Source organism: Barnesiella sp., from assembly GCF_022723415.1.
In the GTDB taxonomy this organism is placed as follows: domain Bacteria; phylum Bacteroidota; class Bacteroidia; order Bacteroidales; family Barnesiellaceae; genus Barnesiella; species Barnesiella intestinihominis.
Map to the genome: position 1 here is coordinate 1 of NZ_JAIJHU010000020.1, position 12179 is coordinate 12179.

General features: G+C 44.6%; 12 protein-coding genes. 5 read left to right on the forward strand and 7 right to left on the reverse strand.

Annotated elements, in window-relative coordinates; translation table 11 throughout:
• The first annotated feature begins 517 nt into the window (after positions 1 to 517).
• Positions 518 to 883, forward strand: a complete 366-nt coding sequence (locus QVD32_RS05665; protein WP_040295854.1) for a hypothetical protein — start codon at positions 518 to 520, stop codon at positions 881 to 883.
• 61 nt (positions 884 to 944) lie between these two features.
• On the opposite strand, the gene ubiE is transcribed toward QVD32_RS05665, so the two are convergent.
• The 6 genes from ubiE to QVD32_RS05695 all read right to left on the reverse strand — a co-directional run bounded on the left by ubiE (position 945) and on the right by QVD32_RS05695 (position 6894).
• Positions 945 to 1682 (reverse strand): bifunctional demethylmenaquinone methyltransferase/2-methoxy-6-polyprenyl-1,4-benzoquinol methylase UbiE, encoded by a 738-nt coding sequence (ubiE, locus tag QVD32_RS05670; protein WP_021892275.1) that lies wholly within the window; start codon positions 1680 to 1682, stop codon positions 945 to 947.
• Positions 1683 to 1706: 24 nt separating this feature from the next.
• Positions 1707 to 2660 carry a phosphoribosylaminoimidazolesuccinocarboxamide synthase gene (locus tag QVD32_RS05675; RefSeq protein ID WP_008861205.1) on the reverse strand — a complete coding sequence of 318 codons (954 nt, stop codon included), beginning with the start codon at positions 2658 to 2660 and terminating at the stop codon, positions 1707 to 1709.
• A 192-nt stretch (positions 2661 to 2852) separates the two neighbouring features.
• Positions 2853 to 3356 carry a hypothetical protein gene (locus QVD32_RS05680; RefSeq protein WP_021892276.1) on the reverse strand — a complete coding sequence of 168 codons (504 nt, stop codon included), beginning with the start codon at positions 3354 to 3356 and terminating at the stop codon, positions 2853 to 2855.
• A complete protein-coding gene (locus tag QVD32_RS05685) occupies positions 3356 to 4354 on the reverse strand; it encodes a PhoH family protein (protein ID WP_008861207.1) in 999 nt (332 codons plus the stop codon). The genes QVD32_RS05680 and QVD32_RS05685 overlap by 1 nt, the downstream gene beginning before the upstream one ends.
• Positions 4355 to 4696: 342 nt before the next feature.
• The gene (gene mutY / locus QVD32_RS05690; RefSeq protein WP_021892277.1) at positions 4697 to 5797 is read right to left on the reverse strand and encodes an A/G-specific adenine glycosylase; all 1101 of its coding nucleotides are present in this window, start codon (positions 5795 to 5797) and stop codon (positions 4697 to 4699) included.
• Between the two features lie 143 nt (positions 5798 to 5940).
• Complete coding sequence (locus tag QVD32_RS05695; protein WP_021892278.1) at positions 5941 to 6894, reverse strand: hypothetical protein; 954 nt, start codon at positions 6892 to 6894, stop codon at positions 5941 to 5943.
• A gap of 457 nt (positions 6895 to 7351) precedes the next feature.
• Here QVD32_RS05695 and QVD32_RS05700 point away from each other — a divergent pair, with 457 nt between their 5' ends.
• Both QVD32_RS05700 and QVD32_RS05705 read left to right on the forward strand, forming a co-directional pair.
• Positions 7352 to 8680, forward strand: coding sequence for a DUF3843 family protein (locus QVD32_RS05700; RefSeq protein WP_021892279.1), 1329 nt, complete (start codon positions 7352 to 7354; stop codon positions 8678 to 8680).
• A gap of 18 nt (positions 8681 to 8698) precedes the next feature.
• The gene (locus QVD32_RS05705) at positions 8699 to 9538 is read left to right on the forward strand and encodes an alpha/beta hydrolase (RefSeq protein WP_008861211.1); all 840 of its coding nucleotides are present in this window, start codon (positions 8699 to 8701) and stop codon (positions 9536 to 9538) included.
• A 527-nt stretch (positions 9539 to 10065) separates the two neighbouring features.
• Here QVD32_RS05705 and QVD32_RS05710 read toward each other — a convergent pair.
• Positions 10066 to 11124 (reverse strand): helix-turn-helix domain-containing protein, encoded by a 1059-nt coding sequence (locus tag QVD32_RS05710; RefSeq protein WP_021892280.1) that lies wholly within the window; start codon positions 11122 to 11124, stop codon positions 10066 to 10068.
• 66 nt (positions 11125 to 11190) lie between these two features.
• Between QVD32_RS05710 and QVD32_RS05715 the strand changes: the two genes are divergently transcribed.
• Both QVD32_RS05715 and QVD32_RS05720 read left to right on the forward strand, forming a co-directional pair.
• Positions 11191 to 11517: a hypothetical protein gene (locus tag QVD32_RS05715; RefSeq protein ID WP_021892281.1), complete on the forward strand. Its 327-nt coding sequence runs from the start codon at positions 11191 to 11193 to the stop codon at positions 11515 to 11517.
• A gap of 112 nt (positions 11518 to 11629) precedes the next feature.
• Complete coding sequence (locus QVD32_RS05720) at positions 11630 to 12169, forward strand: RsmD family RNA methyltransferase (protein ID WP_118687493.1); 540 nt, start codon at positions 11630 to 11632, stop codon at positions 12167 to 12169.
• The last annotated feature ends 10 nt before the right edge of the window (positions 12170 to 12179 follow it).

Sequence of the window (12179 nt, forward strand, 5' to 3'; positions counted from 1 at the left end):
CAGAAACAGCTGTTTCTGAGGAGAGGGGTTAAATACATAAAAATTCTCCCTCCGATTTTGAGAAGTGCCCCCCAAAAAGTCGGATAGCCCCATTATTTTGCCCATAAAGAGATACAACATCTGTAAACTACTACACAGATTCCTCTGTTTTTATACAAATTATAAATATTTTATTACCTTTGCTTTTATCATAAACAATAACATAATTTGCCTATGAAACATAGCGTATAATTTGATACGCACATTTTAGACATATTGGAAAAGCGTTTTAGCTTTATTCTGCTGCTCAGAAAGTTTGGCGACTAAAAAGACAGAAAAGAATAAGAGTTGAAATGCTCGCGTTTGTTAGCGCGGGCTTTTGGTCTATTTTTCTGTCGGGTTACGCCAAACACCTCTGAGTGGGAATATACTGAAAGTACCGCGTTTTTTTATGTGCGTAATCTATCTCTTTCAAGGTACAAACCGGAGGAATCCGAAAAGCCGATAAATGAGTAGGAAAATCTCAAACTAAAAAAACATGAAAAAATTAATTGTTGCCATTATGCTACTTGGCGGAGGAATCATATTTTCTTCAAACGCAAATAAACCGATTGAAAACATTGCTTCCTTCGAAACTTGTATATCGCAAAATGTCGTATTCCGTTCAACCCAACGCCTCAAAGCCAACGACGGCAGACAAATATATCTTTACAGCAGTGGAAAGTGCGAATTATGGGACGGCGACCGGTTAGTCGTCACCGCTACTTATAGATTACAAAATGGAGAGGTGAGATTATTGGACGAAAATGGGAATACCATTTATAAAGGTTCTTACAGATTAGCACGAGACAGACGTAATATTTCATCTCTCACACTTGCCGGGACGACTTATTATAAAATGTAATCATTAAAAAGCGAGGCAGTTAGAAAACTGCCTCGCTAAACTCACTCTTATTTATCTCCTCTCACTTCTCTCCGATATAAATCGTGCAAGCGCCGAAAGTGAGCCGACGACAATAGCAATGGCCGAAACCCGCGCGACGGAAAATAGCGAGCATATCCTCACCTTGTGGAACGGCCGCTACCGAACGGGGCAGATAGCTGTAAGCCCGGCGGTCTTTCGACACCAACCGACCCACGAAAGGAATAAACGTATAGGTATAGAACTTATAAAGCTGGCGAAACGGGAATCTTTCAGGAGTGGACAACTCGATCACACACAGTGCGCCGCCGGGACTCAACACCCGGTACATCTCCCGAAAACCATCTTCGAGATGTTCAAAATTACGCACCCCGTAGGCGACCGTCACCACATCGAAACTGTTGTCGTCGAATGTCATCGACAAGCAATCCTGCACCTCGAAAAGAATCCGCTCTTGTGCATTTCGCTCGGTCACTTTCTCACGAGCTATGCGCAACATGCCTTCCGACAAATCGATACCCACGACACAGTCTGGATGCAGACGCTCGTCCAGTAGCAACGCCAAATCACCCGTACCCGTAGCCACATCGAGAATACGACGGTGAGAATAGCGACGCAACATTTTCACAGCCACCCGACGCCACCACCGGTCTATACCCAGTGTCATTGTCCGGTTCATTGTGTCATAAGCCGGAGCGATAGAATCGAACATCTCCCGCACCTGCGTCGTCTTGTCCGTCTCCTCGTCATAAGGCTTTATTCCCTCCGCTTTATAATCCATTCGTCACCAATCGATTTTTACCGGTTATTTTTTACGGTTGTTCAAAAAATCGGTCACGTGCTTTTCGATACGGGCGGCAACGTCCTCGCCCTCGGCTTTCACGAACTTTTCGCCCACGATATGCTCATATAGCTCGATATAGCGATCCGACACGCTGTTGCAGTATTCCTCGGTCATTTCGGGAACCTGTTGACCCTCTTTACCCTGAAATCCATTCTGAATCAACCATTGACGCACGAACTCTTTCGATAACTGACGTTGTTCCTCGCCACGGGCAAGACGATCTTCATAACCTTCGGCATAGAAATAGCGCGAAGAATCGGGCGTATGAATCTCGTCGATGAGAATGATTTTATCGCCTATTTTGCCGAACTCATACTTCGTATCCACCAAAATAAGCCCCTTTTGAGCAGCCATCTCGCAGCCTCGTTGATACAACGCCAACGTATATTTCTCCAACTGTTCATAGTCCTCTTTCGAGACGATACCCCTGGCGATAATCTCCGCCTTCGAAATATCCTCGTCGTGACCCTCATCGGCTTTGGTAGTCGGCGTGATGATAGGATGCGGGAATTTTTCGTTCTCCTTCATGCCCTCGGGCATCGTCTCACCGCAAAGCGTTCGTTTGCCAGCCTTGTACTCGCGCCATGCATGTCCCGTCAAATATCCCCGCACGACCATTTCTACCTTGAATGGTTCACAACGCAGCCCCACGGTCACCATCGGATCGGGAGTAGCCACCTTCCAGTTCGGGACAATGTCCGACGTAGCATCCAAAAACTTAGCGGCAATCTGGTTCAGCACCTGCCCCTTGTAAGGAATACCCTCTGGAAGAATCACGTCGAATGCCGAAATACGGTCACTGACCACCATCACCAACAGCTCGTCGTCGATATTGTATACATCGCGCACTTTGCCGTGATACACACTCTTCTGTCCGGGAAATTTGAAATCGGTTTTTACCAAAGCATTTTTCATTTCTGTAATACTTTTTCTGTTTATACTATAATCGGTTATTCGTCTTCGATAATGACCTTGCAAAAAACGGTGCAAGCCGAGAGCTGTAACAAATTCATTTGAGAGTGCCGAGGCTCAGCCCATTTTCACATCTGTGCGCAAAGATACAACATAAAAACGAGATAGTGTACCGATTGCAAGATTAAGATAAATCTATTTCAAACTCCCTCTCGACTTTCGTTTTAAACGGATATAAACGGGAACAAACAAGCAGACAATCATCAAGCATTTTCCCGTCAGTTCGACACAACCCTCTAAAATGGTTCGTTCACCGCTAAGTACCCGTTCTATGCTGGGATAAGCGAATATAGCGACTAATGCCAAACAACAAACGGCTAACTTCACTTTATCTATCCAACTCGCCTTTCCGGTTGAATCCTCTACCTCGTCTTCCTCATCGTCTTTATCGGGAGCTACGGCAGCCCAAACCCCTATCGCATAACCCACCACGCATAACAGTCCGGAGAGCAAAGCCTTGTTAGATGACTTCTCGACAGGCAGATTCCCCCAGTAACAAATAAGGAATATAACAGCGAATCCTGCCAAGAATGAAGGAAATACCCCCATCCACAAACGAGAATAAACAAAAGCCTGCACTCGGTTACGACCTGGCTCGTCACTCTCTCCCAGCCATTTTCTCCACAGGTTACCGCCCATTACTCTTCTCCTTTTTTCTCGGCTTGTTCATACTTTTTAGACATGGAAGCCTTGCGTACTTTCTCGTCGTGTTTTTCATAAGCCTCGACGATACGCTGTACTAATTTATGTCGCACGATATCTTTCTTGTTGAATTCCACTCGGGCTATACCCTCTACATTTTTCAAAATCCCTATCGCCTGTATCAACCCCGAAGTCTGCGACGCAGGCAAATCGATCTGCGTCATATCGCCGGTAACGATCATTTTCGCATTCATACCCAATCGGGTAAGAAACATTTTTATCTGGTGTGTGGTCGTGTTCTGCGCCTCATCGAGAATAATCACTGCATCGCTCAACGTACGCCCCCTCATAAATGCCAACGGAGCGATTTGTATCACGTTCGTCTCCATGTACTCTTTCAGCTTCACTGCCGGAATCATATCCTGCAAAGCATCGTACAACGGTTGCAGATAAGGATCTATTTTATCCTTCATATCCCCCGGCAGAAAGCCCAATTTTTCTCCTGCCTCCACAGCCGGACGGCTCAGGATAATCTTCTTCACCTCTTTGTTTTTCAACGCTTTCACCGCAAGGGCTATCGCCACATAAGTCTTGCCCGACCCCGCCGGACCGAGCGCAAAAGTCAAGTCATTTTTGGCGAAAGCCTCCACCAGTTTCTTTTGGTTTGGCGTACGCCCCGTAATCGGTTTACCGTTCACTCCGTAAATAATGAGGTTCTCCTGCGGTTTTATCGCTTGCGGTTCATCGCCCTTGATAATATCGATGATTACCTCCTCGCTCAACTGGTTATATTCGGCGCAATGTTTTTCAAGCAACTTGATTTTCTCCTCGAAAACCTCGGTCTCCTTCTCATCGCCGATCACCTTCATCACATTCCCGCGGGCGGCAATACGCACTTTCGGGAACAAATTCTTAATCAACTGTACATTCGCGTTATTCACGCCGTAAAACGCTACCGGATCGACAGCATCCAATATGATTACTCTTTCTATCATTCGATTGTTTTATGTTGTGTCAAAGATAGTGCAAACCGAGAGCAGAAACAAATTTTAGCGACAAAACACTCTAACCTTCTCCCCTGCCGTGTCCCGTAGCATTACGGGGTGTTACAACGCAAAATATAGGGGAGAAACAGAGGAGCGGTAGCGACGATGAGAGGGATTAAAGGGAAGAAACCGAAGAAACAATAGTTTCTGATGACAGGAGTTAGACACATAAAAAATCCCCTCTGATTTCGACTGCCCCCAAACACAGCGACATTCAGCACATCAGCCTCGTTTATATAAATAGTAACTATCCCTTTCCTTACCCGTATGAATAAGTAAGATTATCCGGTCTCAAAACAACGAAGGATAATTCATAGACAGCTTTTCCAAGAAACTTTCGGTCAAGCGCGACACGGCATAATCTCCCAATCGTTCCACCGGAATCTTCATATACCCGGTCATATCGGGAGCAAACTCCGTCTCCACCATGTAAAAACGGGCATGAATGATACGATGCGACAACACATGCTTACAACTATACACCTGAGACGAAACACTCACTTGTCCGGCGCCATGAAACAACTCTGCCCAAATACCGCTACGCTGCAAGTCATCGAGCCCCTGTTCTTCATCGGTCTCGATAAGCGGAAGCTCATACAAATTACGCCAAATATCACGTCCCTCCCGCCGGCGAATCCAAGTATCTCCGCCCTGTCTCACATAAAAATAATTGAAATAACGAGGTTTTACCACCGTCTTACCCTGTTTCACCGGTAACTCTTCTACCCGATGAGTCGCCAAAGCCATACAACGGTCGGCAAAAATACACCTTCCGCACTGAGGTGAGCGAGGAACACAATACAGTGCACCGAACTCCATCAACGCCTGATTATACCCGCCCGGGTCTTTCCGGTCGAGCAACTCGTCGGCAAGAGCGGCAAACAACTTTCGTCCCTCGGTCGTGTCGATAGGCGTATCGATACCATAAATTCGGGAAAGAACCCGATACACATTACCGTCCACCACGGCATGAGGCAACCCGTAAGCGAACGAAGCTATCGCTGCCGCCGTATAATCCCCTATTCCCTGCAAAGAACGTATACCCTCGTAAGTCGTCGGGAACTCCCCGCCGAATCGTTCCACCACCTGACGGGCAGCAGTCAACAAATTACGAGCCCGGCTATAATAGCCCAATCCTTGCCACAGTTTCATCACCTCGTCGTCATCGGCGGCAGCCAAAGATCGCACATCGGGAAATCGGGATATGAATCTATTGTAATACTCGAAGCCCTGCACCACCCGTGTCTGCTGCAAAATAATCTCCGAAATCCAAATACGATACGCATCGGTAATACCCCTCCACGGCAACACCCGGTGATTCTCGGCGTACCACGCATGCAAGCCGGCAGCCAACGGCGCGCCCTGTTCTTCTTGTTCTGTTCCTTTTTTCATAATTCCGAGACAAAAATAGCGAAAGGTGAGAGCAGAAACAAATTTATTTGGTGATACCGGAGCGTTACCTATTTTTAGACAGACTTGTCAAACAAACACAAGGCAGGCATAGAATAAATTTTATTGTAAAAAGCACAAAAAACTCATTCCCGATTGAGAATGTCGATAGAATAAGAGATGCCGATTCGTAGCTGAGTATAAGGATAATCGGACAAACCATGTTGCAACATCGCACCGATCTCCCAATTGGATATGACATACGAAAGTTTTGTTTTCAAAGACATAGGGCAATCATGAGCCAAATGTCCATATTTTTTAGAATTCGATTCCCAACCACTATATCCGCCAAAAGTCTCGCTTATACTGAATTTTCCCCATCGTAACCCAACTAAAACTCCATACTGAACCGCATCATTTTGCCTGCCGTTGTCCGTTTGCCAACATAAGAATCCGCCACCGGAAAAAATCTGTATCACGGCGCTCGCAATCTGGAACGTTTTACCCAAATAGGTATCAAAGAAATAACCGGGACAATCATAATAACGGTCGATTTCGTAACCTCCTCCCGAAGCGGTTTTGAGGGCAGCTCTTAAAGTCCACGATGGCACTATTCTACGTTCTTCGAAGAGCTGCATGTCTATACTGAGGTATACATCTCCCGACATTTTACCTTTGTTTTTTATATCATCATACCATTCAATCACAGGCCACCAAAGCGAAAGATTGGCTCGATGCGTCCATAAGGGGATATGGGTTTTCAGAAAAATATCCGTCGTATAATTCTTGCCCCAATAGTAATCCCCTGCCAATTCAATTTTAAGTTTATCACTGGTTTTTGTCAGTACATCAGGAATCGGGAAAGCATTGGGACCAAAATAATAGGGCGAAACAAAAGTGGGCCTCGACCTCGACTCGGTAAACCCACGGGCATAAACATTCGCAACCGGCGACAACAATCCAATGCTCCAAATTAACGTTATCGAAATATAGGTTTTCGTGCGGTAATACTTTCCTCGTTTTCCCCGCACGAAAAAACGCCCCGATACCCATTTGAAAATTGTGTACAATGGGGAGGCATGCTTAATGATAAAATCCATTGGCATTCAAAATCTATGCGAATGCCAATGTTCATAATACAACAAATTCAACGGATACAAAGCATGGACGAAACTGCCCAGAATGCACCCGTCGGAATTGGTGTTATGAACGGCAAGTCACGCCCATGCAAAGCAGGACGCTTACAACTTGTTCCCGTTCATATCAAATGAAGTTTCCGACGTTTCATTCTGTATGGAACAAATAGCAAACGCTATTAATATTGTAGGCCATCTCTATGGCCCTATGTCTTTTAGGTCACAAAGTTAATTATTTTATCCTCGATAATCAATACTTTCCTTTCGATTGTACGATGAGGCCCGGCTTTTTCATCTGCAAATATCCCTTATAACTCGTTTTATAATGGGAAACCGTGTAACAGACATAATAAAACGCTACAATACGCCACTCTTTTCCCAATTTATAACTACTTTTGTAAACACATAACACAAGTTTCGCATGAATACCGACAAACAACGCATATATAACGGCGATTGGAAAACATTGCATCCTTACTCCGGCTCAGCACCCACCGACCTTTACTACATCACATTGGCCAATAAAGTTCTGGCTGCCATTCGAGCCGTCGAAACCTCTCTCGAAGAAAGCGATTATCGCAAAATAGACGAGACCGAACAAAAAGAGCTTGCCTGCATCCTCACGGCCTATTTCGAGGATATTATTTCACAAACCGGTATTTTTCAAGCCTTCACTCGTATTCACGGTAAACGTTTCGGAAAACCGCTCCCGTTTTATACACTCGACGAAGACTATACGCCCGGCGAAATCAACATCGAAGAGGTACAATTCCTCGTGTGGCATTACCACATGCAACTCAACAACCTCGACATACCCTATTCACCCACACTCGATACATTCGCTGCGATAGCCTCCGACGTGATGGAAATATTCGAGACCGAATACGAATCGGCTCCCGAAAACGAAAAGCTACTCCAATACTTCCGAATCGACGAAAAAGAATCTCATAACCTTTACGCATTGCACGCCCGTTTTCTTTGGCTTTGTACCCAGTCCTACCTATTCTTCAACAACGGTTTCTTATTGGAAGACCAAGCCGAGTCCCTTGCCGAAGAAGCCAAAGAAGCCGGTATGGACGAGCAAATACCCGATATGGTAAACCTGCTTTGTAACGACTTCGGTTTCAATCATGTAACCGAATTTATGCGGCTCACACCACCCCACTGGCTTGCCGAAGTATTGGGAGAGGCTTCCCCTTTACATGCCTCTCTGTCGAGTATGGGACACAAATACACCGGTTATTTCCGTTACGAAAACGCCGATGAGACAGTCACCCGATTCCGCCACATAGCGACCGACCGGATTATCGAAGCGACCAACCGCTCGCTGATAGGGATTCCCCGCGATATGAAAGACCCGTCTCTCATTTTACGTACCGGATTCATACAATGGAACGGCGAATGGTGGCTTTCCGGACAGATCAGCAGTTACGAAGATAGCGAAGACCTCATCGGACAAATCACCGGCGACGATGACGAATACAATCTCTTCGAACCCGAAGAAGAGTTACCCGAAGAGGAACAACGAATTATCCTCACCGATATATTGGCAACGACCGAAGGAGAAGACGGACAAACTCTCGATGCTTCCGATACCGCTTGGCAGGCACTGTTAAACGACGAAATCGGTAAAGACTTTTTTATTTCCCAAGTTAAAGCCGGAGAAATTACCGGATTACAGTTCTATAACGCCCCCGGTCGCTTGTTACTCGACAATATAGATTTTGTTACCGAATATGTAAAACGATAAATTTTTAAAATTACACCCATGAAAAAAAACATTTCTTTACTGCTCACTTTATTCCTATGTGTCGCTACTCTTTCGGCTCAACAAGTCGACACGATAACTATACATAGCAAAATGGGGCACGACCTCAAAAACGTAATTATCCTCCCCGAAAGCTACACCCATAGCGACACCCGTTACCCGGTAGTGTACCTCCTACACGGATGCGGAGACAATTATTCGGCTTGGCTGAAAATAAAACCCGAGTTGCCGCAAATCGCCTCCCTCTACAACTTCATCATCGTTTGCCCCGATGGGAAAATTAACAGTTGGTACTGGAACAGCCCCCGCAATAAAGACATGCAATTCGAAGACTATATATCAGACGAAGTGATTCGATACGTCGACTCCCACTTCCGTACCATACCCGATCGCAAGGCAAGAGCCATTTCCGGGCTCAGTATGGGAGGACACGGAGCCATGTGGAATGCAATCCGTCACCGCGATGTTTTCGGAGCCGTAGGCAGCACCAGCGGAGGTCTCGATATCCGCCCTTTCCCTACGAACTGGAAAATGAAAGACCAGTTGGGAGAATTCGTAGCCAATAAAAAACGCTGGGACGAACACACCGTTATTAACCTGATCCCCTCTCTAAACGACGGAGATCTCGCCATTATCATCGACTGCGGAGTAGACGATTTCTTTCTCGAAGTCAACCGAAGAACACATCAGGCATTACTCACCCGTAATATAAAACACGATTATATCGAACGTCCCGGAGGACACAACCATGCCTATTGGAACAATTCCATAGATTATCAGCTGCTCTTCTTTCATAAATACTTTTCTCGTTCCCAAGAAAATAAGAGCAAAACAAACTAGTTAACAAAATCAATTGATTTCACTCAAATTATGTTAAATCAACAACCTTTTTAAGGCCTTGATTTGGAAAATAAGAATTACAGTTATACATTTGTACTATGTTTTTTCATAGTATTAGATTTAAGGTTTACAAATTGGCTGTCGGGAGACAGCCTTTTTTATTTCAAATAAGAAGCTGTTTTAAAATTATTCCGAGACAGATTGAGACCTATGTTGAAGCAGATTGGAGTCCGAGATTTTTGTCAATAGCGGGCTATTGACAAAAATCAAGGGATTCAAGATGCAAGACAGGGGTTCAATATGGCCGGAACATACCTGCTTGCAAGGATAATATTATTTCTCAATAAATTTAAAACAGCTTCTAAATAGTTTCGAAACCGACCAATAAACAAAAGTTGGCCTAATATAGGGAAAGCACCGAAGAAACCTGTTTCTGAGGAGAGGGGTTAAAAAAGATCCCATAGTTTTTTGATTGTCTTGATTGAACCTGAACAATTTACTCTCCCTTAACGGAATCTTCAAGGCAACTATCTATGTCCTAAGGCATTTTTCCGATACTGCGAAGGAGTACAACCGTATTTTTTTTGAAAAGAACGACGAAATGTAGAAACAGAATTAAAACCACTACGAATCGCCACATCTTCGATACAGCCCTCGAAACCGGAGTCATCGAGAATCTCTTTCGCCTTTTCCAACCGGAACGAGTTGATATAATCGTAGAAAGTGATACCCAATTCGTTATTCAGACAATTGGATAAATAACTTCGGTTTGTTCCCATCTCGACCGCCAAGTCCGACAACGACAATTTGGGGTTCAGATAGAGTTCCTTCTCTCGGATATACTCTTCGAGCTTGCCTCCCATCTGCGAAACGAAATTACGGGATACACCCGTTTCCTCCGACTCCATATCTTGCGCCTGAGGAATCCATTCTTGACGCAAACTATAATACAAAACAACCGCCCACAATACAGTAGATGAAATATAATAAAACATATCGCCCAAATGGCTGACATTCGTACAAACATACAGCCAAGACAACAGACACACGGCCAAAATAGCCATACTGTTCATCAGCCACTGTACATTAATACGCTCGGTATAAGAATAGTTATCACGCATATACCGGTTATACCTCCTCACCCTCACGATTATAAACAAGACTACCAATGCACAAACTACCGCCGTATAAACGACACTCGACATATAAACCTCGAATAAACCGGTCATTATATAAACGACAGTAAATAAAACCAATGGTAATTCAAACAAAAGGACTCGACGGAGAGTAGCGAACCCGGGGGACAATATCTCCAACAAGAAAAGCGCACAAAGAGGAACTGCCCACATATCTATCGATAAAAGAATAGTAGAATAATATGGAGAATCGCCGATAGTATCTATATACAATAACAAGTCTTTCAAGTCTTGGACACCCCACAGGCAAAAAAGACACCCCAAAATAAAAAGAGGCCGATTCGTAGCCCGAAAGAAAACCAAATTGATTCCGAAATATAGGAAAAAAGCCGTTGACAGACCATGTACGAAATTCGAGAGACTCTCAATAAACAATGTATCTAAAATCATTCCCCTTTTTGCTTGTAAAAACTACAATTTTCTTTTATTCTATAACAAACGCAAATATAGCGAAAGGTGAGTGCAAAGGCAAACGGAAATCTTATTTCCGATTTGACTATGCCGAACCGCATCCTATATTCTACAAATATAGCGAAAGGTGAGCACAAAGGCAAACCGAAATCTCATTTCCGACTTGGCTATGCCGAGCTGCATCTTATATTGGCGGCGAATGCCGCAAATATAGAGAAAAGCTCATGGAGAAAAAAATCGTCCCTTTCATTTTTCAGTTTCAATACGAATTCTATTATATTACAGGAAGCTATACTTTATCCGACACAATTAACCGCATTCGACACGATAATTGCTAACCAATATTCTTATCCCATCGCCTTTACCTCCTGATACGAACATACAAAGTGTACCGACAAGAAAAGTAAACCCGCTCGCTTTGTCTTTCTCCCACCTTATATTATCTTTGCCGAGACTGCAAGAAAAATGGAAAAACAGAATCAATATGCGAATTATTAGCGGTAAATACGGACGCAGACGTTTCGACGTCCCTACGAATATAAAAGCTCGACCGACGACCGATTTCGCGCGGGAGAACATTTTCAACGTACTCGAAAACCTGATCGATTTCAAGGGCATCGAAGCCCTTGATTTATTTGCCGGAACAGGAGCCATCAGTTTCGAATTATTATCGCGCGAATGCAGCCGGGTGGTATGCGTGGAAATTTATCCGACACAATACAATTTTATCCGCAAAGTCCAACAACAACTCAACGACCCGAATCTGACTCCTATCAAGGGAGATGTGTTCAAGTTCGTACAAAGCTGCCGGCAACAATTCGACCTCATTTTTGCCGATCCGCCTTACGATCTGCCCCGGTTGGAAACCCTGCCGCAGGAAGTGCTATCGAGAGGTCTTTTGAAACCGGGCGGAATCTTCGTTCTCGAACATTCCAAAAACAATGACTTTTCCACTCACCCCCTATTCGACCAGCACCGTAGTTACGGGAGCGTGAACTTCTCGCTCTTCCGCACGCCGATATAACACAATAAGA

Bases quoted from the DNA above. Each gene is read 5' to 3' on its own strand.
- QVD32_RS05665 (WP_040295854.1), top strand. From the start codon at position 518: ATGAAAAAATTAATTGTTGCCATTATGCTACTTGGCGGAGGAATCATA.
- ubiE (WP_021892275.1), bottom strand. From the start codon at position 1,682: ATGGATTATAAAGCGGAGGGAATAAAGCCTTATGACGAGGAGACGGAC.
- QVD32_RS05675 (WP_008861205.1), bottom strand. From the start codon at position 2,660: ATGAAAAATGCTTTGGTAAAAACCGATTTCAAATTTCCCGGACAGAAG.
- QVD32_RS05680 (WP_021892276.1), bottom strand. From the start codon at position 3,356: ATGGGCGGTAACCTGTGGAGAAAATGGCTGGGAGAGAGTGACGAGCCA.
- QVD32_RS05685 (WP_008861207.1), bottom strand. From the start codon at position 4,354: ATGATAGAAAGAGTAATCATATTGGATGCTGTCGATCCGGTAGCGTTT.
- mutY (WP_021892277.1), bottom strand. From the start codon at position 5,797: ATGAAAAAAGGAACAGAACAAGAAGAACAGGGCGCGCCGTTGGCTGCC.
- QVD32_RS05695 (WP_021892278.1), bottom strand. From the start codon at position 6,894: ATGGATTTTATCATTAAGCATGCCTCCCCATTGTACACAATTTTCAAA.
- QVD32_RS05700 (WP_021892279.1), top strand. From the start codon at position 7,352: ATGAATACCGACAAACAACGCATATATAACGGCGATTGGAAAACATTG.
- QVD32_RS05705 (WP_008861211.1), top strand. From the start codon at position 8,699: ATGAAAAAAAACATTTCTTTACTGCTCACTTTATTCCTATGTGTCGCT.
- QVD32_RS05710 (WP_021892280.1), bottom strand. From the start codon at position 11,124: ATGATTTTAGATACATTGTTTATTGAGAGTCTCTCGAATTTCGTACAT.
- QVD32_RS05720 (WP_118687493.1), top strand. From the start codon at position 11,630: ATGCGAATTATTAGCGGTAAATACGGACGCAGACGTTTCGACGTCCCT.